22 protein-coding genes are annotated in these 24,864 nt (G+C 66.6%); 11 read left to right on the top strand and 11 right to left on the bottom strand.

Annotation, left to right across the window (positions count from 1 at the left end; genetic code table 11):
- The first annotated feature begins 74 nt into the window (after positions 1-74).
- The 10 genes from maiA (at position 75) to ubiB (ending at position 9,813) form a co-directional block, all read left to right on the top strand.
- On the top strand, positions 75-722 hold the full coding sequence (maiA, locus tag WM2015_RS11880) for a maleylacetoacetate isomerase (protein ID WP_221293539.1): 648 nt from the start codon (positions 75-77) through the stop codon (positions 720-722).
- Between the two features lie 38 nt (positions 723-760).
- Positions 761-1,138 (top strand): DUF4398 domain-containing protein, encoded by a 378-nt coding sequence (locus tag WM2015_RS11885; RefSeq protein WP_049726247.1) that lies wholly within the window; start codon positions 761-763, stop codon positions 1,136-1,138.
- A complete protein-coding gene (locus WM2015_RS11890) occupies positions 1,135-2,127 on the top strand; it encodes an OmpA family protein (protein WP_049726248.1) in 993 nt (330 codons plus the stop codon). The genes WM2015_RS11885 and WM2015_RS11890 overlap by 4 nt, the downstream gene beginning before the upstream one ends.
- A 295-nt stretch (positions 2,128-2,422) precedes the next feature.
- Complete coding sequence (locus tag WM2015_RS16060; protein ID WP_049726249.1) at positions 2,423-2,641, top strand: HP1242/YdcH family protein; 219 nt, start codon at positions 2,423-2,425, stop codon at positions 2,639-2,641.
- Between the two features lie 140 nt (positions 2,642-2,781).
- On the top strand, positions 2,782-4,158 hold the full coding sequence (locus WM2015_RS11900) for a pyridoxal-phosphate dependent enzyme (protein ID WP_049726250.1): 1,377 nt from the start codon (positions 2,782-2,784) through the stop codon (positions 4,156-4,158).
- Between the two features lie 585 nt (positions 4,159-4,743).
- Positions 4,744-6,339 (top strand): AbgT family transporter, encoded by a 1,596-nt coding sequence (locus WM2015_RS11905; protein ID WP_049726251.1) that lies wholly within the window; start codon positions 4,744-4,746, stop codon positions 6,337-6,339.
- Between the two features lie 5 nt (positions 6,340-6,344).
- Entirely contained in the window at positions 6,345-6,701 is a 357-nt protein-coding gene (locus tag WM2015_RS11910) for a gamma-butyrobetaine hydroxylase family protein (RefSeq protein WP_049726252.1), read from the top strand.
- A 126-nt stretch (positions 6,702-6,827) separates the two neighbouring features.
- On the top strand, positions 6,828-7,553 hold the full coding sequence (gene ubiE, locus WM2015_RS11915; RefSeq protein ID WP_049726253.1) for a bifunctional demethylmenaquinone methyltransferase/2-methoxy-6-polyprenyl-1,4-benzoquinol methylase UbiE: 726 nt from the start codon (positions 6,828-6,830) through the stop codon (positions 7,551-7,553).
- Positions 7,553-8,170 carry a ubiquinone biosynthesis accessory factor UbiJ gene (locus WM2015_RS11920; protein ID WP_049726254.1) on the top strand — a complete coding sequence of 206 codons (618 nt, stop codon included), beginning with the start codon at positions 7,553-7,555 and terminating at the stop codon, positions 8,168-8,170. The genes ubiE and WM2015_RS11920 overlap by 1 nt, the downstream gene beginning before the upstream one ends.
- The gene (ubiB, locus tag WM2015_RS11925; protein WP_211260930.1) at positions 8,167-9,813 is read left to right on the top strand and encodes a ubiquinone biosynthesis regulatory protein kinase UbiB; all 1,647 of its coding nucleotides are present in this window, start codon (positions 8,167-8,169) and stop codon (positions 9,811-9,813) included. Before WM2015_RS11920 ends, ubiB begins: the two co-directional genes overlap by 4 nt.
- Before the next feature lie 1,107 nt (positions 9,814-10,920).
- On the opposite strand, the gene WM2015_RS11930 is transcribed toward ubiB, so the two are convergent.
- The 3 genes from WM2015_RS11930 to secA are packed head-to-tail and all read right to left on the bottom strand — an operon-like array spanning position 10,921 to position 15,326.
- Positions 10,921-11,634 (bottom strand): 4'-phosphopantetheinyl transferase family protein, encoded by a 714-nt coding sequence (locus WM2015_RS11930; RefSeq protein ID WP_049726255.1) that lies wholly within the window; start codon positions 11,632-11,634, stop codon positions 10,921-10,923.
- Positions 11,631-12,560 carry a Nudix family hydrolase gene (locus WM2015_RS11935; RefSeq protein ID WP_049726256.1) on the bottom strand — a complete coding sequence of 310 codons (930 nt, stop codon included), beginning with the start codon at positions 12,558-12,560 and terminating at the stop codon, positions 11,631-11,633. The genes WM2015_RS11930 and WM2015_RS11935 overlap by 4 nt, the downstream gene beginning before the upstream one ends.
- Positions 12,561-12,608: 48 nt before the next feature.
- On the bottom strand, positions 12,609-15,326 hold the full coding sequence (gene secA, locus WM2015_RS11940; protein ID WP_049726257.1) for a preprotein translocase subunit SecA: 2,718 nt from the start codon (positions 15,324-15,326) through the stop codon (positions 12,609-12,611).
- Between the two features lie 173 nt (positions 15,327-15,499).
- Here secA and WM2015_RS11945 point away from each other — a divergent pair, with 173 nt between their 5' ends.
- Positions 15,500-15,808: a DciA family protein gene (locus tag WM2015_RS11945; RefSeq protein WP_049726258.1), complete on the top strand. Its 309-nt coding sequence runs from the start codon at positions 15,500-15,502 to the stop codon at positions 15,806-15,808.
- A 39-nt stretch (positions 15,809-15,847) separates the two neighbouring features.
- Here the strand turns inward: WM2015_RS11945 and lpxC are convergent, their stop codons facing one another.
- The 8 genes from lpxC to ftsW form a co-directional block, all read right to left on the bottom strand.
- Positions 15,848-16,759 (bottom strand): UDP-3-O-acyl-N-acetylglucosamine deacetylase, encoded by a 912-nt coding sequence (gene lpxC / locus WM2015_RS11950; RefSeq protein ID WP_049726259.1) that lies wholly within the window; start codon positions 16,757-16,759, stop codon positions 15,848-15,850.
- A 252-nt stretch (positions 16,760-17,011) separates the two neighbouring features.
- A complete protein-coding gene (gene ftsZ / locus WM2015_RS11955) occupies positions 17,012-18,169 on the bottom strand; it encodes a cell division protein FtsZ (protein WP_049726260.1) in 1,158 nt (385 codons plus the stop codon).
- Between the two features lie 142 nt (positions 18,170-18,311).
- Entirely contained in the window at positions 18,312-19,541 is a 1,230-nt protein-coding gene (gene ftsA / locus WM2015_RS11960) for a cell division protein FtsA (RefSeq protein ID WP_049726261.1), read from the bottom strand.
- A complete protein-coding gene (locus WM2015_RS11965) occupies positions 19,534-20,286 on the bottom strand; it encodes a cell division protein FtsQ/DivIB (protein ID WP_049726262.1) in 753 nt (250 codons plus the stop codon). The genes ftsA and WM2015_RS11965 overlap by 8 nt, the downstream gene beginning before the upstream one ends.
- Positions 20,253-21,179 carry a D-alanine--D-alanine ligase gene (locus WM2015_RS11970; RefSeq protein ID WP_049726263.1) on the bottom strand — a complete coding sequence of 309 codons (927 nt, stop codon included), beginning with the start codon at positions 21,177-21,179 and terminating at the stop codon, positions 20,253-20,255. The genes WM2015_RS11965 and WM2015_RS11970 overlap by 34 nt, the downstream gene beginning before the upstream one ends.
- On the bottom strand, positions 21,176-22,606 hold the full coding sequence (gene murC / locus WM2015_RS11975; RefSeq protein ID WP_049726264.1) for a UDP-N-acetylmuramate--L-alanine ligase: 1,431 nt from the start codon (positions 22,604-22,606) through the stop codon (positions 21,176-21,178). The genes WM2015_RS11970 and murC overlap by 4 nt, the downstream gene beginning before the upstream one ends.
- Positions 22,603-23,664, bottom strand: a complete 1,062-nt coding sequence (gene murG / locus WM2015_RS11980) for an undecaprenyldiphospho-muramoylpentapeptide beta-N-acetylglucosaminyltransferase (protein WP_049726265.1) — start codon at positions 23,662-23,664, stop codon at positions 22,603-22,605. Before murG ends, murC begins: the two co-directional genes overlap by 4 nt.
- Positions 23,661-24,860 carry a putative lipid II flippase FtsW gene (gene ftsW / locus WM2015_RS11985; protein ID WP_082169697.1) on the bottom strand — a complete coding sequence of 400 codons (1,200 nt, stop codon included), beginning with the start codon at positions 24,858-24,860 and terminating at the stop codon, positions 23,661-23,663. Before ftsW ends, murG begins: the two co-directional genes overlap by 4 nt.
- Between the last annotated feature and the right edge of the window lie 4 nt (positions 24,861-24,864).

The following is a 24,864-nucleotide window of genomic DNA, read 5'->3' on the forward strand; positions in this document are numbered from 1 at the left end:
GGCATCCACCTCAGCCCAAAGCCGGTCTTCCGATTCGCTTAGAATTCGAGAACGCTTTCCCCGCATCCCTCATCATGCCCATCAAGCTTCACTCCTACTGGCGCTCCTCGGCCAGCTACCGCGTCCGCATGGCCCTCAACCTCAAGGGCCTGGACTACACGATCGAGCCCGTTCATCTGGTCAGGGACGGGGGGCAGCAGCACTCGGAGGCGTATCGGGCGCTCAATCCGCAGGGCCTGGTCCCGACGCTGGAGATCGATGGGCAGGTGATCAGTCAGTCGATGGCGATGCTGGAATACCTGGAGGAACAACACCCGACGCCGGCGCTGCTGCCCGCCGACGCACCCGGTCGCGCCCGGGTTCGTGCCATCGCCAATGCGATCGCCTGTGACATCCACCCGCTGAACAATCTGCGCGTCCTCAAGTACCTGGTCGGCGAACTCGGTGTGGACGAAGACGCCAAGCTAGCCTGGTATCGACACTGGACCGAGCTGGGCCTGGGCCAGGTCGAGGCGATGCTGGATGACCCGGCGACCGGGCGCTTCTGTCATGGCGATGAACCCGGCCTGGCCGATTGCTGCCTGCTGCCACAGGTCTATAATGCGCAAAGATTCAAATGCAAGCTGGACGCCATGCCCCGCATCCTCGCCATCTGCGAGGCGCTGGAGCAGATTCCGGCCATCCGCCGGGCTGCGCCAGAAAATCAGCCCGATGCCGAGTAAGCGCGCCGTGCGCCCTGCCAAAGACGCCTGACCAGACCATGACCCGATCCCGACTCGTTTTCGCCCTGCTGCTGACCCTCGTGCTCGGCGCCTGTGCCACGACCCCGCCCGACCCGCGCCTCCTCGACAACGCCCGCCAAGCGATCGATCAGGCCGAAGCCGCCGGTGCGCAGGAATACTCGCCTCTGGAGCTGCGTTTCGCCCGCGAGCGCCTGCAGGCCGCTCAGCTGGCCATGCAGGAACGTGACTTCGAACAGGCCCGCCGCCTGGCCGACGAATCCGAGATCGACGCTCAGCTGGCCCTGGCTCGCACCCAGGCCGCGCTGACCCGGGCCGAGCTCGCCGATGCCCTGCGCGCCCTGGACGCGCTCAAGGCCGACCTGGTCGAAGCCTTCGGTGAGGAGGTGCTGCAATGAACCGATCCACGATCATCAAGCAACTCGGTCTGGCCGTCGCCCTGGTGGCGCTGGCGGCCTGCGCCCCGCCGCCTCGCGAAGACACGGCCCTGGACAATCTGCGCGCGGACCTGGAGCAGTTCCGGGCCAACACCACCCTGTCGTCCCTGGTGCCGCTGGCCCTGGCCGATGCCGAACGGGCCGTGCGCGAGGCCTCCGTCGAAGGCCTGAATGACATCGAACTGGCCCACTACATCCTGATCGCCGAGAAGCGTCTGGAAATCGCTCGCGCCAGCGCCTTTCGAGCCCAGGCCCAGAGCGAGATCAACCAGCTCGAGGCCGAGCGCACCGAGCTGCTGCTGCGCGCCAGCCGCCTGGAAGTCGAGCAGGCTCGACGCGAAGCCGAGCAGGCGCGGATGGAATCGACCGCCGTGCGCGAAGAAATCGAGCGCACCCGCCGCGATGCGATGACCGCCGAAGAGCTGCGTGAGGAGGCCTCCCGTCGCGAAGCCGCGGCCCGCGAGGAAGCCGAGGCGGCCCGCCGCCTCGCCGAAGCCCAGGCCAATGAAATCGAACTGGCCCGGCGCGAGGCCGAGCTGGCCACGGAAGCCGCCGATTCCCTCCGCCGTCGACTGGAGCTGATGGAGCTGCGCCAGACCGATCGTGGCGTGGTCGTGACCCTGGGTGACGTCCTGTTCGAAGTGGGTCAGACCAATCTGCAGCCCGAAGCCCGCACCAATCTCGAGGACGTGGTGGAACTGCTGCAGAGCGAGCCGGACAAGCGCATTCGCATCGAAGGCCACACCGACTCCAGCGGACCGGCGGACGTCAACCAGCGCATTTCCCTCGAACGCGCCGAAGCCGTGCGCGACGAACTGGCCGCCATGGGCATCGACGCTGGCCGGATCCAGGCCGTGGGCATGGGCGAGGACTTCCCGATCGCCAGCAACGACACGGCCGACGGGCGCAGCCGCAACCGACGCGTCGACGTCATCCTGCTCGACGACTGAGCGCGCACCAGCCCCTCGTCCGCGCTGTCTCCCGGGGTCCATCAGGTTCTCCTTGATTTACCCCGGAGGCAGCGTTATAAAAGACTGACGATGGTGGACGAGTCAGGTGAAACCTGCGCTGAAACGCGTACCCCCCGGGCCCTGGCGGCTCACGAATCACCTCGTCCTACGAAAAACCCGTCCCCCTCTTCTTTCGCCCCCGGCCCGAGCGGCCGGTGGCGCCCCAACCAGTGCGATCGTCGCCGTGAATCGGCGCGATGGCATGCGCTCACGACCTGAAACAAGGAGAACGCCCATGTTCGAACATCGTCAGGAACAGATGGAAAGCCTGCTGAAGGACAACGCCAACTTCCGCCGCCTTTTCAATCGTCACCAGGACCTCGAGAAGCGCATCATTGCCGCCGAAAACGGCACGGCTCCGATGGATGATCTGGCCGTGAACCAGCTCAAGCGAGAAAAGCTGAAGGCCAAGGATGAAATGGCCCGCCTGATGGATCAGGCCCAGGCCGCCTGAATCGCCCCCCGACGGCCGGCGCCCCTGCCGGCCGTCGCGATTTCTCTCGAATCTCGCAACCGCAAGCACAGTCGTCCCGAGTTGCGGTGCCGGTGGCCTTCGGCTATCTTGCCCGCCAACCTTCAACCTCCCGAGTCGGCATGTCCGTCTACAACAATGTCCTGGAGCTGGTCGGCTCCACCCCGATCGTCCGCGTCAACCACATCGACACCGGTCCCTGCGAGCTCTATCTGAAGCTCGAGTCCGCCAACCCCGGCGGCTCGATCAAGGACCGCATCGCCCTGAAGATGATCGAGGAGGCCGAGCGCCGTGGTGAACTGAAGCCCGGCGCCACCCTGGTCGAGGGCACGGCCGGCAACACCGGCCTGGGCCTGGCCCTGGTCGCCGGCCAGAAGGGCTACCGCCTGATCCTGGTCATCCCCGACAAGATGAGCCGGGAAAAGATCTCCAACCTCAAGGCGATGGGCGCCGAAGTGGTGATCACCCGCTCCGACGTCGGCAAGGGCCACCCGGAGTACTACCAGGACCTGGCCGCCTCGATCGCCAGGGAGACCGAGGGCGCCTACTTCATCAACCAGTTCGGCAACCCGGACAACCCCCTGGCCCACGAAACCATGACCGGCCCGGAGATTCTCGAGCAGATGGGCGGCGAACTGGATGCCATGGTCGTCGGCGTCGGCTCCAGCGGCACGATCACCGGCCTGTCGCGCTACTTCGCCAAGGCCGCACCGAATCTGGAGCTGGTGCTCGCCGACCCGGAAGGCTCGATCCTGGCGGACTACATCGCCACCGGCCACGTCCGCGACGATGCCGGCGGCTGGCTGGTCGAAGGCATCGGCGAGGACTTCCTGCCATCGATCAGCGATTTCACCCGGGTTTCCAAGGCCTATGCGATCTCGGACCGGGAGAGCTTCCTGACCGCCCGCGAGCTGCTCAAGCGCGAAGGCCTGATGGGTGGCTCGTCCACCGGCACCCTGGTGGCCGCCGCCCTGCGCTACTGCCGCGAACAGACCGAACCGAAGAAAGTGCTTTCCCTGGTCTGCGACACGGGCAACCGCTACCTGTCCAAGGTCTACAACGACCACTGGATGCGCGACCACGGCCTGCTCGAAGGCAGCAACTTCGGCGACCTGCGCGACCTGATCGCCCGCCCCATGGCCAGCCGCGACGCCGTCACCGTCGGCCAGGACGAGTCCCTGGCCAACGCCTACAAGCGGATGATGCTCTACGACATCTCCCAGCTGCCGGTGATGGACGGCAAGCGCATCGTCGGCATCATCGACGAGTCCGACATCCTGCTGGCCGTGCATCGCGATGAATCGCGTTTTGCCGAGCCGGTGCGCGAGGCGATGGTCTCCGAGCTCGAGTCGGTCCAGTACCAGCAGGAGATCGACGACCTGCTGCCGATCTTCAATCGGGATCGCGTCGCCATCGTGATGGACGGCGACTCTTTCCTGGGGCTCATCACGCGGGTGGATCTGCTGAACTATCTGCGTCAACGGGCGGATCGGGCGTAAGCGGTTCTGGGCGTCGCCTGTTCGGCGATGTCCGGAATATCCGTGCGTCGGGTTTTCCGCGATGGTTGCGGCATGGCGCCGTCGGGTTGACGGAGATGTCGGATGCATGGACCGGGCGTCGTCGGTCCGGCGATGTCTGGGATATCCGTGCGTCGGGTTGCCCGCGATGGCGGTGGCATTGCGCCGTCGGGTTGACGGAGATGTCGGATGCATGGACCGTCGGCCACACGCGCGGCCGGTCTCCGGCACGGCGCTCCTGGCCTGCGGCCAACCGCACCATGCCTCCAACCTGCGCTGGGCCGACCTACGCAGGGTTTCGATGCGGATGGTCGATGTTTGAGGGGTGCCGGGCCTCGGGTGGTCCGGGGTGCCGTTGATCGACACAGGCGGCGCACCGGGCACGATGCTCGAAAATCGTAGGTCGGGCCCACGCGCCCGACGGTCCATGTCGCAGACATCTGCGTCAATCCGGCTGCGTGACCATGCTGGCCCGTCTCCTCACAACGCGGCCACTGGCACCACGAACGGCGCCCGCAGTTGCTATCATCGGGCGTCTTTGCTGATCGAAACGGAGCAAGCCGAATCGTGTCTTCGCAATCTCCGGCGTCCGAGCAGGCGCCGCGCAATCTCTTTACCCGTTTTCTCGACACCGTGGAGTGGCTGGGCAATCTGCTGCCGCACCCGGTGACCCTGTTCGCCCTGCTGGCCACGGCGATGGTGTTCGTGTCCGGCATCTTCGGCTGGATGGGGGTGGCAGTCGAGGACCCGCGCCCGAACGTGCCCGACGGGACCATGATCGAGGCGGTCAGCCTGCTCAATGCCGAGGGTCTGCGCATGATCCTCGGCAACCTGGTCTCGAACTTCGTGAATTTCGCGCCCCTCGGCGTGGTCCTGGTGGCCATGCTCGGCGTCGGCGTGGCCGAGAAGTCCGGCCTGCTCTCGGCGATGGTGCGCGGCATCGTGATGAACGCGCCCAAGCACCTGGTCACCGTGGCCGTGGTCTTTGCCGGGGTGATCTCGAACACCGCCTCGGAGATGGGCTACGTGGTCCTCGTGCCCCTGGCCGGCGCGATCTTCCTGGCCCTGGGACGCCACCCCCTGGCCGGCATGGCAGCGGCCTTCGCCGGAGTCTCGGGCGGCTACTCGGCCAACCTGCTGCTCGGCACGATCGATCCCCTGCTCGCCGGCATCACCCAGGAGGCCGCGCGACTGATCGACCCGACCTATGAGGTCTTCGCCACCGCCAACTGGTGGTTCATGATCGTCAGCACCTTCCTGATCACCGCCATCGGCTCCCTGGTCACGATCTTCATCGTCGAGCCCAAGCTGGGCCGCTACGACAGCTCGCGCGCCGACCCGGCCGTGGTCAAGGACAGCAAGATGGAACCCCTGGACGGTCGCGAGAAGAAGGGCCTGATCGCGGCCTTCATCGCCCTGCTGGCCCTGCTCGGACTGATCGCGGTACTGGTGATCCCCGATTCGGGCGTGCTGCGCGACCCGGCCGTCGACAGCAGCAACTTCCTGGCGTCCTCCCGGCCCTTCTTCCGCTCGGTCGTGGCCTGGATCTTCGTGTTCTTCCTGGTCACCGGCTTCGCCTATGGCCGCATTGCCGGCACGATGAAGAACGATCGCGACATCATCGACGGCATGGCCTCGGCCATCTCGACCCTGGGGCTATACGTGGTGCTGGTGTTCTTCGCCGCCCAGTTCGTCGCCTTCTTCGGCTGGTCGAACCTGGGCCTGATCACCGCCGTCACGGGTGCGGACTTCCTGCAATCGATCGGCCTGACCGGCCCGCTGGTGTTCCTGTTCTTCATCATCATGTGCGGCATCGTCAATCTGAGCCTGGGCTCGGCCTCGGCGCAGTGGGCCGTGACCGCGCCGATCTTCGTGCCGATGCTGATGTTCATCGGCTACTCGCCGGAGGTCATCCAGGCCGCCTACCGAATCGGCGACTCGACGACCAACATCATCACTCCGATGATGAGCTACTTCGGCCTGATCCTGGCCTGGGCGACGCGCTACGACAAGAACTTCGGCATCGGCACCCTGATCGCCACCATGCTGCCCTACTCGATCTGCTACTTCATCGGCTGGACCCTGCTGTTCTTCCTGTGGGTCTTCGGCTTAGGGATGCCCGTCGGGCCGGGTTCGCCGACCTACTACACCGTCCCGGGCTGATCGGAATGGCCGAACCCACCGAGATCCGGCTGGAAAGATCCCGCCGGGTGCTGGTCGTCGAATACGACGACGGCCAGTGCTTCGAGCTGCCCTGCGAGTACCTGCGCACCCATTCGCCCTCGGCGGAGGTGCGCGGGCACGGCCTGTCCGAGCCGATGCTGATGACCGGCAAGGAAGACGTCAACATCACGAGAATCGAGCCGATCGGCAGCTACGCCGTGGCCCTGCACTTCGACGATGGCCACAACAGCGGCCTGTATTCATGGTCCTTCCTTTATGATCTGGGCCAGAACATGGAGACCAATCTGGCCCGCTATGCGCAACGACTGCGCGACGACCTCGGATCCGGTGGCGCGTCTTAAAGCGATTGAAACCACGAAGGCACGAAGGACACGAAGTAAAAGCTCTTCTTTCTTCGTGCCCTTCGTGACCTTCGTGGTAGATATGAATATCGAAAACTGGCAGGACACCTCGACAGGCACACAGACATGACGGATTTTGGATACAAGGAAGTCGCGCCGGAGGAAAAGACGCGGCTGGTCGGGAAGGTGTTCACCTCGGTCGCGTCCAAGTACGACCTGATGAACGACCTGATGTCCATGGGCATTCACCGCCTTTGGAAGCGCCAGTTCGTCGCGGGCTGCGGCATCCGCCAGGGCGATCGCCTCCTCGACCTGGCCGGCGGCACCGGCGACATCGCCCGCCTGGCGCACAAGGCCGGCGCTCGCGTGACCGTGGCCGACATCAACCATGCCATGCTCACCGTCGGCCGCGCTCGCATGGACGAGGCGGGCCTGGTCCAGGGCTTCGACTGGCTGCAGGTCAACGCCGAGGCCCTGCCCTTTGCCGACCAGCAGTTCGACCACGTGACCATCGCCTTCGGCCTGCGCAACGTGACCTGGCGCGACCGCGCCCTGAAGGACATGCACCGGGTCCTGAAGCCCGGCGGCCGGGTCCACATCCTCGAGTTCTCGAAGGTCGGCCTGCCGGCCCTGGCGAAGCTCTACGACGGCTGGTCCTTCCAGGTGCTGCCGCGCCTGGGCGCGCGCATCGCCGGCGATGCGGACAGCTACCGTTACCTCGCCGAGTCGATTCGCCGCTTTCCTGATCAGGAGACCCTGGCCGAGCAGATGCGCGAGGCCGGCTTCGAGCGGGTCAGCTGGCAGAACCTGTCGGCGGGCATCTGCGCCATCCACCGTGGCGCGAAGGTCTGATGGCCCGATACCTCACGCCCCTGCCCGGTCTGTTCGCGGGCCTGATCGACCAGGCGATCCAGCGCGCGGTCGCCCTGGACGAGCGCGCGGCAGACCGCCTCGCCTCGCTGGAGGGTCGCAGCGTGCAACTGGCTCTCGAGGGCGTGGGCATCGATCTGTTCTTCAGCGGCCAGGCCGGCCGCCTGAACGTGAGCGCTGAATCGCTCTCTGAAACCGAGCCCGACACCACCATCCGCGGCACGCCGGCGGCCCTGCTGGCCATGGCCGTGCCCGACTGGCGAACGCCGGGCAGTGGCGTGCGCATCGAAGGGGATGCAGGCACGGCGCAAGCCCTGGAGAAACTCTTCCGCCAGCTCGACCCGGACTGGGAACGTCTGGCCACCGAACAATTCGGCGAGGTCATCGGCCATCAGGTCTGGCGCCTGGCCCGGGACGTGCTCGATCTGGGCAGGCATAGCCTGGGCACGGCCGGGGACCAGGTCGCGCGCTACCTGCGCGAAGAAAGCGGCCTGCTGGTCACTCGTGAGGAGGTCGACCGTTTCGTGTCCGAAGTCGACGAGCTGCGCGAAGCGACCGACCGCCTGGAATCCCGCCTGCGTCGCGAGGGTCGGGCATGATCCGTCACGGCCTGCGTCTGGCCAGCATCGGCCTGACCCTGGCGCGCTATCGCCTGGACGAAGGCCTGAAGGGTTGGCCGATCCACCTCCTGGCCAGCTCGGCACGCGTGTTGTCGTGGGGCCCCCGCCCGCCGGTCGACGCCAACCGCGGTCATCGTCTGCGCCTGGCCCTGCAGGAACTGGGGCCGATCTACGTCAAGTTCGGACAGATTCTCTCCACCCGCCGCGATCTGCTGCCACCGGACATCGCCGACGAGCTGGCCGGGCTGCAGGACGATGTGGAACCCTTCGGCGTCGACGAAGCCCGCGCCATCGTCGAGGCCGAACTCGAAGCCCCCATCGACGAGCTCTTCGAGGACTTCGAGAACACGCCCCTGGCCTCGGCCTCGATCGCCCAGGTGCACGGCGCCAGGCTCAAGAGCGGCGAATCGGTCGTGGTCAAGATCGTCCGCCCGGGCATCAAGCGGCAGATCGACCGTGACCTGGCCCTGATCAAGAGCCTGGCCCGCCTGGTCCGCAAGACCCATCCCGAGGGCGAACGGATTCGACCGGATGAGGTCGTGGCCGAATTCGAGCGCGTTGTCGATGGCGAGCTGGACATGCAGGCCGAGGCAGCCAATGCCTCGCTGATCCGGCGCAATTTCGAGGATTCCTCCGACCTCTACATCCCCGAGATCCACTGGGAGCTGACCGCCAGCCGCGTGCTGGTCATGGAGCGCGTGAGCGGAATTCCGGTTCGCCGCATCGACGAACTCAAGCGCCTGGGCGTGGACCTGGAGAAGCTGGCGCGCCGGGGCATTCGCGTCTTCTACACCCAGGTCTTCCGCGACAATCTGTTCCACGCCGACATGCACCCGGGCAACATCCTGGTCGATGCCAGCAACCCGGACGACCCGACCTTCATCTCCCTGGATTTCGGCATCGTCGGCAGCCTGACGCCGAAGGACCTCTACTACATCGGCGAGAACTTCCTGGCCATCTTCAACCGCGAGTACCGACGCGTGGCCGAGCTGCACGTCGAAGCCGGCTGGGTGCCGGCAGACACCCGCATCGATCAGCTCGAGGCGGCTGCGCGGACGGTATGCGAGCCGGCCTTTACCCGGCCGCTGGAGGAAGTGAGCTTCGCCGAGCTGGTGATCAATCTGTTCCAGGTGGCCCGCAAGTTCAAGCTGACCATCCAGCCGCAGCTGATCATGCTGCAGAAGACCCTGCTCAACATCGAAGGCATGGGTCGCGATCTCTACCCGAAGATCAACATCTGGGAAGTCGCCAAACCCGAACTGGAATCGATCTACCAGGAACGCTACGGCCTGCCGCGCACGGCCCAGCGCATCCGTCGCCAGCTGCCCGGCATGCTGGCCCGCAGCCCGGAGCTGCCGACCCTGATCTACGAGTACCTCAAGATGGCCGGCAGCGGCCATATCCGCACTCGAATCGACTCCAGCGACCTGGCCGAACTGGCCGAGGAACTGGGCCAGCACAACCGCCGCCTGCCCGGCGCCATCGTGGCCGCCGGTCTGATCGTGGCCGGCGCCGTGCTCGCCGGCTACCAGGTCGGTCCCCTGTGGCAGGACATCTCCATCGCCGGCGGCGTCAGCGCCCTGCTCGGTCTGATCATCGGCTGGCGTTCCTGGCGGGGATGAGACCGCGGGAGGCCTGAGCCTCGCAAATCACCATGGTGAACCGGTGCAGGTCGCCTGGCCGGTGATGCCGGCGATATCCGTGCGTCGGGTTTTCCGCGGTGCCAGGGGCATTGCGCCGTCGGGTTGACGGAGATGTCGGGGACATGGACCGTCTACGGTTTCCGAGCATCGTGGCGGGGTGCCAACGGTCTATATCAACGGCACCCCGGACCACCCGAGGTCCCGGGCCCGTCAAACATCGGCTCCGTCAATCGGAGCCCTGGGTAGGTCGGGGCCACGTCCCCGACGGTCCATACATCCGAAATCTCCGTCAATCCGACTGCGAGATGACCGAACCCCACCGACAATCCGACGCACACATCCCCACGCACCCACCCGGAACCGAACGAAGCCACCACGAAACCATCACCATCGTAAGACGGTGCATGTCGCGTGGCCAGCGATGCCTGCGATATCCGTGTGTCGGATTCTCCGCGATGCTTGGGGCATTGCGCCGTCGGGTTGACGGAGATGTCGGATACATGGACCGTCGGGCGCGTGGGCCCGACCTACGGTCCGCAAGCATCGTGGCGGGGGTGCCATCGATGTCGATCAACGGCACCCCGAAACCATCACCACGGTGGACCGGTGCATGTCGCCTGGCCGGTGATGCCGGCGATATCCGTGCGTCGGGTTTTCCGCGATGGCTGCGGCATTGCGCCGTCGGGTTGACGGAGATGTCGGGGACATGGACCGTCGGGGACGTGGCCCCGACCTACCCAGGGCCCCGATTGACGGAGCCGATGTTTGATGGGCCCGGGGCCTCGGGTGGCCCGGGGTGCCGGTGATCGTCACAGGCGCCCCCGCCACGATGCTCGGAAACCGTAGTCCATGCCTCAGATATCTCCGTCAATTCGACTGCGAGATAACTCAAGCATCACCCGAAACTCGACGCACAGATACCGCGGCTGCCACCCGGAACGGAACGAAGACGGTCCATGCCTCAGATATCTCCGTCAACTCGACTGCGAGATGACCGAACCCCCACCGACAATCCGACGCACACATCCCCACGCACCCACCCGGAACCGAACGAAGCCCATCGGCATCGCCGACCTAAACCGACACCTACCCCTTCGAGGTCTGCAGCCAGTAGCAGCTCAAGTCCAGATCCTGGCCCGTCGGGATGGCCAGGTGGCCCAGGAGGCCGGCGGGCCAATCGGGCTTCAACAACTGCCACGCCTGCGGCCAATCCTCGGGCAGCTGGCGGATCTCGGTGGGTTCGCAGTCGAGTTCGATCTTGCCGAGGCTGCCGGCCAGGCCACAGCCGACGGCCTTGACCAGGGCTTCGCGCGCGGTCCACTGGTTGAGAAAGCAGGACGAACGCTCGGGCTCGTCTAGCTGATCGATTCGCTCGCAGTCCGGGCCGCTGAAGTAGCGCCGGGCCAGGTCACCGGCACGGCGCATTTCGCGCTCGGCCTCGATGTCCACGCCCACCTCCTGATCGCGAACCAGGCCGATGGCCAGCCAGCGATCGGAATGCGAGACGTTGAAACTCAGGCCACTGTCCTCATGAACGCCCCCGAGGCGCGGTTTGTCGTTGCGGTCGGACTGGATGACCTGGACATCCTTGCCCGGCAGGCCCAGGTAGCTGCCCAGCAGCAGACGCAACACGAAGCGCTGCTGGATGCGACGCTTGAGCACGCGCTCCTTGCGCGTCAGCCCGGAAGGCCCGGCCTCCAGGGGCAGCTCGTCGAGATCGGTCAGCCAGAGATGGACCTGCCCGGCCCGCGGCAGAGCCCGGCGACGAAGCGGCAGGGGCACGGACTGCCAGCGCCTCATGGCTCGGCCTTCCAGACCCGAGCCACGCCGAAGGCGCCGTGCGACCTCGCCGTCTCCAGGTCCTCGCATTCCGAAGCCAGCACGGGCAGCGGCGACTGGGCAACTCGGGCTTCGAAGTCGCCCCAGCCTGCCTCCACCGGCAGACAGATCAGATCGGCGTCGATCTCGCCGGCCTGCTCGAGCTCGGCCGCAGTTCTGACCGCCACCACGACCAGACGATCATGCGGCAGTGGACGCGCCTCGAGCGAATTCAGGACGCCTGAACTCAGGCACACCCCATCGGCGCCCAGGCGCTCGGCCAGAGCCGGTTCGCCGTTGAGCAGCCAGCGCGCGCCAGCGCGCCGAGCCAGCTCACCACAGCGGCCAGCCACGGATTCCAGAAGGGCGGGATCGACACGATCGGCATTCAGTTCGAGGAAACGCTGGCCCGCGTCCAGACGCGCCTGCCAGTCGCCCAGGAAGGCCTCACCGGAATCGAAGGCATCGAAGCCCGGATCCCGCAGAAAGCACGGTTGGAGATCGAGGACCTGCAGCATCGGACGGTCGGCCGCCGGCATCGGCAGGCGGCGGGCGTCGGTCAGGGAATACCAGTCGACCGCCTGGCCCTCCCGGCCGTGCGCTTCCCCATGCCAGGCATCCACCGTCCGGATCAGCAGGCGGACGGTCTTGCCGGGATAGTGATGGGTCAGGCTGAGCAGGGGCTCGGAGTGATCGACCTCGATACCCAGCTCCTCGTGCAGCTCACGCACCAGGGCCTGATGCGGCGATTCGCCGGGCTCGCACTTGCCCCCGGGAAACTCCCAGAGGCCGGCCAGATGCTTGCCTTCCGGCCGTCGGGCCAACAGCATGCGGCCGCGCTCGTCGCGAATCACGGCCGCGGCGACGAGCACTTCGGCACGCGCCATGGGCTCAGGCAGGGAACTCATCGCCGGGCCGGACGAGCCGACTCGCAGTCGAGTTCAGGCAAGCGGGCTTCAGCCCAGCTTGCCGTGGCACTGCTTGTACTTCTTGCCCGACCCGCAGGGACAGGGCTCATTGCGTCCGACCTTGCGGCCGTCACGCACGACCGTGTCCGGCTTGAGCTGGGGCTGCGGCTGCCCGTCCGGCGCCCGCTGCGGCTGCGGAGAACCGCCCTGGGCGTCCGCGTGCTGGAACTGCATCGGCGTCTCGCGGCGCTGGGCGTCCACGGCGCTCACGTCGTCCTGGCCCTTGACCTGGACCCGAGCGAGCACCTTCATCACCTCGTGCTTCATCGAATCGAGCATTTCGGTGAACATCTCGAAGCCTTCGCGCTTGTACTCCTGCTGGGGCTTCTTCTGGGCGAAGCTGCGCAGGCTGATGCCACGGCGCAGGTAGTCCATGCTCGCCAGGTGCTCTTTCCACTGCTGATCGAGGATCGAGAGCATGACCGCCTTCTCGAACTGGCGCATGACCTCCGGACCCGTCATTTCTTCCTTGGCCTGGTAGTGGGCCTCGACGATTTCCATCATGCGCTCGTGCAGCTCTTCGGCCGTGAGTTCGTCGTCTTCTTCCACCCATCGACGGACCGGGACATCGATGCCGAAGTCACCCTCGAGCGCCTTCTCCAGCCCCTCGGGATCCCACATGTCGTCGATCGAGCCGGGCGGGAAGAAGCGCGCGAACAGACCGTCGAAGACCTCGGCGCGGATCGATTCGATGGTCTCGCTGATGTCGTCGGCCTCCATCAGCTCATCGCGCTGGGAGTAGATCACGCGGCGCTGATCATTGGCCACGTCGTCGTACTCGAGCAGGTTCTTGCGCATGTCGAAGTTGTGCGACTCGACCTTGCGCTGGGCGTTCTCGATCGCCCGGGTGACCCAGGGGTGCTCGATGGCTTCGCCCTTGTCCATGCCCAGCTTCTGCATCATCGCGCCCATCCGCTCGGAGGCGAAGATGCGCATCAGATTGTCTTCCAGCGACAGGTAGAAGCGGCTCGAGCCCGGGTCACCCTGACGGCCGGAGCGGCCGCGCAGCTGGTTGTCGATGCGACGGGATTCGTGGCGTTCCGTGCCGATGATGTGCAGGCCGCCGGCGTCGAGAACCTCCTGATGCCGCTTCACCCAGGCTTCCTTCGCCTTGGCCCGATCGGCCTCGGAGACGTTCTCGCCCATCTCGGCCAGCTCGGCTTCGAAGTTGCCACCCAGCACGATATCCGTGCCTCGACCGGCCATGTTGGTGGCGATGGTCACCGCACCCGGACGACCGGCCTGCGCCACGATATGGGCTTCGCGCTCGTGCTGCTTGGCGTTCAGGACCTCGTGGGGCACCTTGGCCTTCTTCAGGGCCTTGGAGATCAGCTCGGAGGTTTCGATCGAGGTCGTACCGACCAGCACCGGCTGGCCCTTGGCGACGCGCTCGCGGATGTCCTCGATGATGGCGTCGTACTTCTCGGCCTTGGTCAGGAAGACCAGATCGGCCCGATCGTCACGGACCATCGGGCGATGGGTCGGAATGACCACCACTTCGAGGTTGTAGATGTTCTGGAACTCGTAGGCCTCCGTGTCGGCCGTTCCGGTCATGCCGGCCAGCTTCTCGTAGAGGCGGAAGTAGTTCTGGAAGGTGATCGACGCCAGGGTCTGGTTCTCGCGCTGGATCGGCACGTTTTCCTTGGCTTCCACGGCCTGGTGGAGACCCTCGGACCAGCGCCGCCCCGGCAGGGTGCGGCCGGTGAATTCATCGACGATGACCACCTCGCCGTCGCGGACGATGTAGTCCACGTCACGCGCGAACAGATGGTGCGCGCGCAGCGAGGCGTTAAGCGTATGCATCAAGGCCAGGTTGTTGGCGTGGTAGAGGCTGTCGTCTTCCTTCAGCATGCCGGCCTTGACCAGCAGGTCTTCGACCTTGGCCATGCCGTCCTCGGTCAGGTAGACCTGCTTGACCTTCTCGTCGACGCTGAAATCGCCCGGGCCGTCCTCTTCGGTCTGCGGGACCAGGTGCGGCACGATCTTGTTCATCTTCACGTAGACCTCCGGACCCTCGTCGGCCGGGCCGGAGATGATCAGGGGCGTGCGCGCCTCGTCGATCAGGATGGAGTCGACCTCGTCGACGATGGCGAAGAAGCGGCCGCGCTGGACGCGCTGCTCCAGCTTGAAGGCCATGTTGTCGCGCAGATAGTCGAAGCCGAACTCGTTGTTGGTGCCGTAGGTGACGTCGGCCGCATAGGCCGCTCGCTTGGCCGCCGGGGTCATGCCGGGCACCGACACGCCCACGGTCAGGCCAAGGGCTTCGTAGAGCGGGGTCATCCACTCGGCGTCTCGGCGAGCCAGGTAATCGTTGACCGTGACCACGTGCACGCCCTTGTCGGCGATCGTGTTCAGATACACCGCCAGGGTGGCCATCAGGGTCTTGCCCTCACCGGTCTTCATTTCGGCGATCTTGCCCTGATGCAGCACCATGCCGCCGATCAGCTGGACATCGTAATGTCGAAGCCCGAGAGTCCGCACCGAGGCCTCACGGGCCACGGCGAAGGCCTCGGGCAGCAAGTCGTCGAGGCTGGCGCCGTCGCGGTGGCGCTGGCGGAATTCCTCGGTCTTGGCCTTGAGGGCGTCATCGGAGAGTTCCTTGAACTCGGCCTCGAGGGCGTTGATGGCCTCGACGTCCTTTTCCAGACGCTTGATCAGGCGGTCATTCCGACTGCCGACGATTTTGGTGATCAGGGTTTTGAACATGCAGAATCCGGTCGCAAAGCGCTCGACGATGATCTAGATTGAAGAATTCAACTTGGGGACGGACAGAGGCGGCCGCAAGCGGTCAGCCAAACATTGTAACGGAAGCCCGAGGGCCACTGCAGACCGCGACAGGAACCGCCCCGAGCCTTCGCTTTCCGATACCATCGTCAGGCATGAAGGATCGTCCCGAACGAAGTGCCGTCGAGGTGGCCAGCGGTGACCGCCGCCTGAGCGCCCTGCTGCGGGCGGCACAAGCCTATGAGTCGCTGGATCAACGCGTGCAACCGGTGCTCAGCCCGATGTGCCGAGGGCATGTCCGCGTGGCCTGCGTGGAAGACGGCTGCCTGGTACTCGCGGCCGAGTCGCCGACCTGGGCGGCCCGCGCCCGGCTGGAAGCGGAAAACTGCCTCGATGCGGCGCGCCAGATCTGGCCGCGACCGATCGATTCCGTTCGGGTGGTGGTGCTCAGGCCGGCGGCCTGAGCGAGGCAAGGCCGGGATCGGACCCGGCCGGTCGAGCAATCAGATGGCCTGGGCCGGCTGCACGTAGGAGATCGGCGCGCGGCCGTCGTCCTGGTAGGTCACCTCTTCCCAGGCGCTGGCGTCGGCCAGCAGGGTACGCAGGAGCTGGTTGTTGAGCTCATGCCCCGACTTGTAGCCGGTGAAGGTGCCGATGGGGTTGCGACCCATCAGATACAGATCGCCGATGGCGTCCAGCACCTTGTGCTTGACGAACTCGTCCTCGTAGCGAAGACCGTTTTCGTTGAGCACCCGATAGTCATCGAGCACCACGGCATTGTCGAGGCTGCCGCCCAGCACCAGGTTGCGCTGGCGCAGGTACTCGATGTCGCGCATGAATCCGAAGGTCCGCGCGCGGGCGATTTCCTTCAGATAGGAGGTCGTCGAGAAGTCCATGTCGCAGTGGCAGGAACCACTGCGGATGACCGGATGGTCGAAATCGATGGTGAAATTGACGCGGAAACCGTCGAAGGGCTCGAAACGAACCCACTTGTCGCCGTCGCTGACTTCGATCGTCTTGCGCACGCGCAGGAAGCGCTTGGGCGCGCTCTGCTCGGCGATGCCCGCCGACTGGATCAGGAAGGCGAAGGGACCGGCACTGCCGTCCATGATCGGCACTTCCGAGGCGGTCAGATCCACATAGATGTTGTCGATGCCCAGACCGGCCAGGGCCGACATCAGGTGCTCGATCGTGGCCACGCGGACGCCGTCCTGGATCATCGTGGTCGACAGGGCGGTGTCACCGACCTTGTGCGGGTCGGCCTTGATCTCCACCACCGGGTCGAGATCGACGCGACGGAAGATGATGCCCGCATTGACCGGGGCCGGACGCAGGGTCATGACGACCTTCTCGCCGGTGTGCATACCCACACCGGTGGCCCGGATCACGTTCTTGAGAGTTCGCTGCTTGATCAAGGTCTGTAACCTGTCTGTGACAATGCGCCGGCGTAGGGTAGCACAACGAACGTGGCGAAAAAGCCCTTTTTCGTTGTTTTGGCAACAAGTGTTGCCCCGGCGCAACAGACTCTGTCATTCAGACGTCATCCGAAGCGCCGAAGGCAACGGCGCAGCGCCGCCGATGGCGAGCGCGGCGGCGCTGTGCCGTCTCCAGACCTTGGACCCGCCCCGGCCCGGATCATTCCATCCGGGTGACGGGGAACTCGGCGATCAGTCGGCCTGATTACGCAGGAAGGCCGGGATGTCCAGGTAGTCCATTTCCTTCTGTTCACCGAACAGCTTGCCGCTCTCGCGGCGGTCGTCCTTGCGCTCGTTGCGGGATTCGCTGTCCTCGGTGGCACGGAAGGCCGGACGGTTGTCGGTGCCGGTACGCACGACCTTCATCGGGCGCTGCTGCTCCTTGGGCTTCTGTTCGCCCAGGCCGGTGGCGACCACGGTGACGCGGATGTCGTCGGTCATCTCGGAATCGATCACCGTACCGATCACGACCGTGGCGTCCTCGCTGGCCAGATCGGCGATGGTCGTGCCGACTTCCTCGAACTCCTTCATGGTCATGTTCATGCCCGCCGTGACGTTGACCAGGATGCCGCAGGCACCATTGAGGTTGACGTCCTCGAGCAGCGGCGAACCGATGGCCGACTGGGCCGCCAGCAGGGCGCGATCTTCGCCACTGGCCGTGCCGGAGCCCATCATCGCCATGCCCATTTCGCTCATCACCGTGCGCACGTCGGCAAAGTCGACGTTGATCAGGCCCGGACGGGTGATCAGCTCGGCGATGCCCTGGACCGCGCCGGACAAGACCTGGTTGGCCGACTTGAAGGCGTTGAGCAGGGAAATCTCCGAGCCCAGCACGCTCAACAGCTTGGCGTTCGGGATGGTGATCAGGGAGTCGACGTGATGGCCCAGTTCATCGATGCCCTGCTGGGCCACGGCCAGACGGCGCTGGCCCTCGAAGGGGAAGGGCTTGGTCACCACGGCCACGGTCAGAATGCCCATGTCCTTGGCGATCTGGGCGACGACCGGCGCAGCGCCGGTCCCGGTACCACCGCCCATCCCGGCAGTGATGAAGACCATGTCCGAACCGGACAGCATCTCGCTGACCCGCTCGCGGTCCTCGAGCGCGGCCTGACGGCCGACTTCCGGGTTGGCACCGGCACCCAGACCCTTGGTCACACCCGAGCCGATCTGCAGGGTGGACTTGCCCGAGAAATTGCGCAGGGCCTGTGCGTCGGTGTTGACGCAGATGAACTCGACGCCCTCGATGGCCGATTCGACCATCTGGTTGACGGCGTTGCCGCCGCCACCGCCGATACCGACGACCTTGATGGTCGCTCCCGGGGTGTAGTTTTCGATCAATTCAAAAGGCATGTTGGATCTCCTTACAAGCTCGCCATATCAACAACAACCATCGAACCGAACGGGTCGACGGCATGGGCCTTCTTGGTGGGCCCTTGTGCCGCCGCCCTGCAACGGTCCGAATCTCGATGGGAAGAGGTCTGATGCATTTCGCTCAGAACTCCCCCTGAAACCAGTGTTTGATGCGCTCCCACAGGCTTTCCCCACCCCGCCCCAGCGGCGTGCGGTGCCGCCCGTCGGCACGCGATCCATAGATCAGCAGCCCCACGCCGGTGGCGTAGATCTGGTTGCTGACCACTTCCGACAGGCCGGTCACGCCCTGGGGAGTCCCCAGGCGCACCGGCATGTGCAGAATCTCCTCGGCCAGTTCGACCACTCCTTCCATCTTCGCGCCGCCTCCGGTCAGAACCAGACCGGCCGGAATCATCGATTCGAAGCCGGACTGACGCAGCTGCTTGTGGACGTGGTCGAACAGTTCGCGATAGCGCGCCTCCACCACCTGGGCCAGGGTCTGGCGCTCGAGGCGGCGGGGGTCGCGATTGCCCACGCTGGGCACCTGGATGGTCTCGTCGCTCGACACCATCTGCTCCAGGGCGCAGGCGTACTTGATCTTGATTTCCTCGGCGTGCACGGTCGGCGTGCGCAGGGCCACGGCGATGTCATTGGTGACCAGGTCGCCGGCGATCGGGATGCAGGTCGTGTGGCGGATCGCGCCTTCGGTGAACACCGCCACGTCCGTCGTGCCCGCGCCGATATCGACCAGGGCGATGCCGAGATCGCGCTCGTCGTCGCTGAGCACGGCGTGGCTGGAAGCCAGCTGCTGCAGGATCAGATCGTCGACCTGCAGGCCGCAGCGGGCCACGCACTTGGTGACGTTCTGGACCGCACTGACCGCCGCCGTGACCAGATGCACGCGCGCCTCCAGGCGCACGCCCGACATGCCCACCGGCTGGCGGATGCCATCGGTGGAGTCGATGACGTATTCCTGCGGCAGCACGTGCAGGATGCGCTGATCGGCCGGCACGGCCACGGCACGGGCGGACTCGAGCACGCGCTCGACGTCGCCATCGACCACTTCCTTGTCGCGAATGGCCACCGCCCCGTGCGAGTTCAGCGAGCGCACGTGGCTACCGGCGATGCCGGCAAAGACCGAATGAATCTCGCAGTCGGCCATCAGCTCGGCCTCCTCGACCGCGCGCTGGATCGACTGCTCGGTGGATTCGATGTCCACCACGACGCCGCGCTTGAGGCCGCGCGAGGGGTGCGAGCCCAGGCCGATCACCTCGACCTGACCGTCGGCCTGGATCTCGCCGACGATGGCGACGATCTTGCTGGTGCCGATGTCCAGGCCGACGACCAGCGATTTCTCGGGGCGCTTAGCCATGCTGCTCGTCCTCCAGGGTCTCCGCGTGCTCGGCCCAGCGCACGGCCAGGCCATTGGTGTAGCGCAGGTCGACGCGTTCGGGCCGGCGCTCCGGCTCGGCCAGGTCGTCATGCACGGAAATGAAGCGGCTCAGACGCTCGCGCACCTGTTCACGCCCCAGCAGCAGCTCCAGGCCGGTGCCGAGACGAACGGTCCAGGCACCGCGCTCGTCGAGGTGCATCTGGCGGATATCCATGCCGATGCGACCGAGCTCGCGGCGCATCCACAGCCACTCCTGCAGCACGTCCTGGCGGCGATTCTCCGGCCCGCTCAGGCGAGCCAGGCCCTGCATGTTCTGGCTGCCGGTGACCGTGAACACTTCACCCCGGTCACTGAACAGGCTGGATTCGTTCCAGCGCGCGACGGGCTGATGCTCGCGGATATGAATCCGCAGGGCATCGGGCCAGTGGCGGCTGACCTCGGCCACCGCCACCCAGGGCAGGGCCTGGACCGACTCGCGGACCCGCTCCAGATCGGCCGAGAAGAATCCACGCGAGGCCGGCCCGGCGGCCGCCGCCCGGATCTGGCTGGCCGAGGTGCGCTGCAGCTCCCCCTCGACATCGAGCCAGTTGATCGGCCAGCGATCCGCGCCGATCAGACCCGAACGCAGCCACAGGGCGCCGAGCAGCACGCCGCCCAGCAGCACCAGGGTCGCCATCGTGGCCGGCCCGATCAGTCGTTCCGGCTGGTCGTCAGAATTCGCCATACCAGTTCCTCGAAATCGATTCCGGCGGCCTTCGCCGCCTTGGGCACCAGGGAGCTCTCGGTCATCCCCGGCGTCGTATTCACCTCCAGCAGCCACGGCTGCCCGTCGCCATCGAGCATCAGGTCGACGCGACCCCAGCCCGCCGCGCCGGTCACCGCAAAGGCTTCCATGCACAATTCGGCCAGCGAGCGCTCGCGCGCCTCATCCAGGCCACAGGGGCAGCGATAGCGGGTGTCGCCCGACTCGTACTTGGCCGCGTAGTCGTAGAACTTCCGGGTCGGCTCCAGGCCGATCAGCGGCAGCACCTCGCCATCGAGCACCGAGGCGGTGTATTCCTGGCCGACGATGCACTGCTCGACCAGAACGGTGTCGTCGAACTCCAGCGCCGCGGCGATCGCGCCCGGCAGTTCACCCGCCTCGTCGACCCGGCTCATGCCGATGCTCGAGCCCTCGTGCGCCGGCTTGACGAACAGGGGCAGGCCCAGGGCCTGGAGGATCGATTCGGCTGCCTCGACCTCGCGTGCCACCTGCCAGCGCGGCGTGGGCAGACCGCAGGCCGCCCAGACGCGCTTGGTCTGCAGCTTGTCCATGGTCAGCGCCGAGCCGAGCACGCCCGAGCCGGTGACCGGGATCCCGTAGAGGCGCAGCGCACCCTGCAGGGCGCCATCCTCGCCGCCGCGACCGTGCAGCAGGTTGAAGACTCGGTCGTAGTGGCCCGCCGCGACCTGCTCGAGCAGGCGACGCGGCCCATCGACGACGCTGAACTGCACACCCAGGCGCTCCAGCGCGCCGGCCACGGCCTGGCCACCGCGCAAGGAGACTTCGCGCTCGGCGCTGTCACCGCCGACGACCAGGGCGACGTGGCCCATGGATTGCGCGTCACGACGGGTCATGCACTCACCTCCTGTTGCGCCTTGCGCAGGCGCGCGGCCAGCTGGCCGACGTCGCCGGCGCCCATGACCAGCAGCAGATCACCGTCCCGGCAGATCTCGTCGAGGCGCTCGGGCACCTCATCGATGCCGGCGGCGCGCGCCAGCGGCAGTTCGTCACGCTCGAGCACGGCTCGGGCCAATGCGTCGCTGTCGATGCCGGCGATCGGCGCCTCGCCGGCCGGATACAGGTCCAGCAGGACCAGGGCGTCGGCCTCGGCCAGCACGCGGGCAAAGGCGTCGAACTGATCCCGGGTCCGCGTGTAGCGGTGCGGCTGGAAGGCGAGCACCAGACGACGATCCGGCCAGCCGGCGCGCGCGGCACGAAGCACGGCGTCCAGCTCGGTCGGGTGGTGTCCGTAGTCCTCGAAGGCCAGCACCTTGCCGCCACCGAATTCGAGTTCGCCGATGCGAGCGAAGCGCCGACCGATGCCGCCGAACGCCGCCAGGCCACGGGCGATGTCGGCGGCGTCGATGCCCAGCTCCCAGGCGACGGCCGCCGCACCGAGGGCATTGAGCACATTGTGTCGACCGGGCTGGACCAGGCTGACCGGCACGCCCTCTTCGGCACCCGGCAGCCAGAGCAGGAAGTCCATCCGCGGACCGGTCTGCGACAGGCCCGTGGCGCGCACATCGGCGCCCTCACCGAAGCCGTAGGTGACGACGTTCCGCCCGACCTGACCGACCAGCTCGGCCACGTGCGGGTCGTCGAGGCACATGACGGCCACACCGAAGAACGGCAGGTGGCCGAGAAATTCGAGAAAGGCGTGCTGCAGCACGTCGAAGCTGCCCTGGTAGGCGTCCAGGTGATCGCGATCGATGTTGGTGATCACCGAGATCACGGGCTGGAGCTTCAGGAAGGAACCGTCACTCTCGTCGGCCTCGGCGACCAGGTAGCGGCCCTCGCCCAGGCGGGCGCTGGAACCGAAGGCGTTGACCAGACCTCCGACGATGAAGGTCGGGTCGAGCCCGGCCTCGGCCAGGATGCTGGCGATCAGCGAAGTCGTGGTGGTCTTGCCATGCGTGCCCGCCACGGCGATGCCCTGGCGGAAGCGCATCAGCTCACCGAGCATTTCGGCGCGCGCCACCACGGGAATGCGGCGCTCGCGCGCGGCCTGGATCTCGGGATTGTGCTCGGGTACGGCCCCGGAGACGACGACCACATCCGAGCCGTCCTGATTCTCGGCGCGATGGCCGATCCGGATCTCGGCCCCGCGCTGGCGCAGACGGGCCACGGTTTCGGACTCGTGCAGATCGGACCCGCTGACCTCGAACCCGAGGTTGATCAGCACCTCGGCGATGCCGCTCATGCCAGCACCACCGATGCCGACGAAGTGGATCCGGCGGACGCGATGCATCAGATTCGGGGCCGGTCGGCCAGCGCGGCTCATCGGGCCACCTCCAGGCAGACATCGGCCACGGCCCGCCCTGCCCTCGGCCGGGCCAGGGCACGGGCGCGGCCGGCCATGGCGGCCAGCTGCTTGCGGCTCAGCGAGGCCAGACGCTCGGCCAGACGCTCGGGGGTGAATTCGCGCTGCGGCAGCAGCCAGGCGGCGTGGGCCGCGGTCAGGTACTCGGCGTTGGCGGTCTGGTGATCGTCCACGGCGGCCGGGAACGGCACCAGCAGGGCCGCGACCCCGGCGGCGGCCAGCTCGGCAACGGTCAGGGCACCGGCCCGGCAGATCGCCAGGTCGGCCCGGCCCCAGGCCTCGGCCATGTCGTCGATGAACTCGACCACCTCGCCCTCCACGCCCGCGGCCCGATAGGCCTCGAGCGTGCGTTGATACTGACGGCCGGCCTGATGCACGATGCGCGGCCGCGCCTCGGCAGGCAGACGGGCCAGGGCCTGCGGGATCACTTCCGCAAAAGCCAGAGCACCCTGACTGCCCCCGATGACGAGCAATTGCAGCGGCCCGCTCCGATCGGCAAAGCGAGCTTCAGGGTCCGGCAGGGCGGCGATGTCGTCGCGCACGGGATTGCCGCAGTGCTCGGCACCCTTGAGCACGGCGGGGAAGCCGCTCATCACGCGCGCGGCCAGTGGCCGCAGCCAGCGATTGGTCAGACCGGCAATGGCGTTCTGCTCGTGGAGCACCAGGGGGATGCCCATCAAGCGGGCCATGACGCCACCGGGGCCGGCCACGTAGCCGCCCATGCTGAGCACGCAATCGGGCCGGTGACGACGCAGGATCCGGCGCGCCTGGACCATGGCCTTGAGCACGCGGAACGGGGCCACCAGCCAGCCCAGCAGGCCGCGGCCGCGCAGGCCGGCGATGTCGATCGTGTCCAGTTCGATGCCGGCGGCCGGCACCAGGCGATTCTCGAGGCCGTTCGGCGTGCCCAGCCAGCGGACCTCGACGCCTTCGGCGCGGAGCTCGCGAGCCACGGACAGGCCGGGGAAGATGTGCCCACCGGTGCCACCGGCCATGATCAGAACCCGTGCCCGACTCATACGGACCATCCCCCGCGCCGACGGCGCGGCCGTTCGAGCTCGACGCGTTTGAGCTCCCAGTCGATCCGGAGCACCAGGGCGATGGCGGCGATCGTCATGATCAGGCTGGAGCCACCGGCCGAGACCAGCGGCAGGGTCAGACCCTTGGTCGGCAGCACGCCCAGGTTGACGCCGATGCTGACCAGGGCCTGCAGACCGATCCAGAGCGCGATGCCCCAGACCACGAAGGCGGAGAAGGCGCGCTCCATGGTCAGGGCCTTCAGGCCGATGCGAAACATCTGGCCCACCAGCAAGACGAACAGGCCGAGCACCAGCACGATGCCGACCAGGCCAAGCTCCTCGGCCAGCACGGCGAAGATGAAATCCGTGTGCGCTTCGGGCAGGTAGTAGAGCTTCTGCACGCTGGAGCCCAGGCCGACGCCGCCGATCTGACCACGACCGACCGCGATCAGGGCCTGGATCAGCTGGAAGCCGCCCGAATAGGGGTCGGCCCAGGGATCGACGAAGCTCATGACGCGGCGCAGACGGTAGGGCTCCATCGCCGCGAAACCGAACAACGGAATGGCCGCGCTGCCGAGCAGGAACAGGTGCTTCCAGGCCGCACCGGCGAGCCAGATCATTCCCGCGACGATCGCCACCAGCACCACCGCCGAACCCATGTCCGGCTGCATCAGGAGAATGGCCGCCATCAGACCCACGGCCGCCAGCGGTTTGATCGTATCGATGAAGCGCGCGCGGTTGAGCTCCGGGCGACGCGACAGGTAGCCGGCGACGTGGATGATCAGCATCAGCTTGACCACTTCGACGACCTGGAAGCGCGTCACGCCCAGGTTGATCCAGCGGGTCGCGCCGTTGACCTCGTGCCCGAGGCCGGGAATGAAGGGCAGCATCAGGATCAGCACGGCCGCGGGCAGGCAGGCGCGCGCCAGCAGCTCCAGCTGCGGCGTGCCGATGAAACGGAAGCTCAGGGAGGCGACCAGGGCCACGCCGATGAACATCAGATGGCGCTGGACAAAGTGCCAGGGCCCGACGGAGAAGTTCTCGGCCACGGCCATCGAGGTCGACGCCACCATGATCAGGCCGATGCTCAACAGCAGGGAGGCCGTGATCACGATCACCGGGTCGAGCCCCACGGTCCGGGGCATTTCTCCCCAGCGGGACGCTTGACGGTGCTTGGCGCTCGTGCGTGCAGTCATCGGC

This window comes from Wenzhouxiangella marina, from assembly GCF_001187785.1.
Lineage (GTDB): Bacteria > Pseudomonadota > Gammaproteobacteria > Xanthomonadales > Wenzhouxiangellaceae > Wenzhouxiangella > Wenzhouxiangella marina.

Excerpts from the sequence above, each read along its gene's own strand:
- murC (WP_049726264.1), bottom strand. The coding sequence starts at position 22,606 with ATGAGCCGCGCTGGCCGACCGGCCCCGAATCTGATGCATCGCGTCCGC.
- WM2015_RS11945 (WP_049726258.1), top strand. The coding sequence starts at position 15,500 with ATGAAGGATCGTCCCGAACGAAGTGCCGTCGAGGTGGCCAGCGGTGAC.
- WM2015_RS11910 (WP_049726252.1), top strand. The coding sequence starts at position 6,345 with ATGGCCGAACCCACCGAGATCCGGCTGGAAAGATCCCGCCGGGTGCTG.
- ftsZ (WP_049726260.1), bottom strand. The coding sequence starts at position 18,169 with ATGCCTTTTGAATTGATCGAAAACTACACCCCGGGAGCGACCATCAAG.
- WM2015_RS11920 (WP_049726254.1), top strand. The coding sequence starts at position 7,553 with ATGGCCCGATACCTCACGCCCCTGCCCGGTCTGTTCGCGGGCCTGATC.
- ftsW (WP_082169697.1), bottom strand. The coding sequence starts at position 24,860 with ATGACTGCACGCACGAGCGCCAAGCACCGTCAAGCGTCCCGCTGGGGA.
- WM2015_RS16060 (WP_049726249.1), top strand. The coding sequence starts at position 2,423 with ATGTTCGAACATCGTCAGGAACAGATGGAAAGCCTGCTGAAGGACAAC.
- ftsA (WP_049726261.1), bottom strand. The coding sequence starts at position 19,541 with ATGGCTAAGCGCCCCGAGAAATCGCTGGTCGTCGGCCTGGACATCGGC.
- secA (WP_049726257.1), bottom strand. The coding sequence starts at position 15,326 with ATGTTCAAAACCCTGATCACCAAAATCGTCGGCAGTCGGAATGACCGC.
- WM2015_RS11890 (WP_049726248.1), top strand. The coding sequence starts at position 1,135 with ATGAACCGATCCACGATCATCAAGCAACTCGGTCTGGCCGTCGCCCTG.
- murG (WP_049726265.1), bottom strand. The coding sequence starts at position 23,664 with ATGAGTCGGGCACGGGTTCTGATCATGGCCGGTGGCACCGGTGGGCAC.
- WM2015_RS11965 (WP_049726262.1), bottom strand. The coding sequence starts at position 20,286 with ATGGCGAATTCTGACGACCAGCCGGAACGACTGATCGGGCCGGCCACG.
- ubiE (WP_049726253.1), top strand. The coding sequence starts at position 6,828 with ATGACGGATTTTGGATACAAGGAAGTCGCGCCGGAGGAAAAGACGCGG.
- maiA (WP_221293539.1), top strand. The coding sequence starts at position 75 with ATGCCCATCAAGCTTCACTCCTACTGGCGCTCCTCGGCCAGCTACCGC.
- WM2015_RS11935 (WP_049726256.1), bottom strand. The coding sequence starts at position 12,560 with ATGAGTTCCCTGCCTGAGCCCATGGCGCGTGCCGAAGTGCTCGTCGCC.
- WM2015_RS11970 (WP_049726263.1), bottom strand. The coding sequence starts at position 21,179 with ATGACCCGTCGTGACGCGCAATCCATGGGCCACGTCGCCCTGGTCGTC.
- WM2015_RS11900 (WP_049726250.1), top strand. The coding sequence starts at position 2,782 with ATGTCCGTCTACAACAATGTCCTGGAGCTGGTCGGCTCCACCCCGATC.
- WM2015_RS11930 (WP_049726255.1), bottom strand. The coding sequence starts at position 11,634 with ATGAGGCGCTGGCAGTCCGTGCCCCTGCCGCTTCGTCGCCGGGCTCTG.
- ubiB (WP_211260930.1), top strand. The coding sequence starts at position 8,167 with ATGATCCGTCACGGCCTGCGTCTGGCCAGCATCGGCCTGACCCTGGCG.
- WM2015_RS11885 (WP_049726247.1), top strand. The coding sequence starts at position 761 with ATGACCCGATCCCGACTCGTTTTCGCCCTGCTGCTGACCCTCGTGCTC.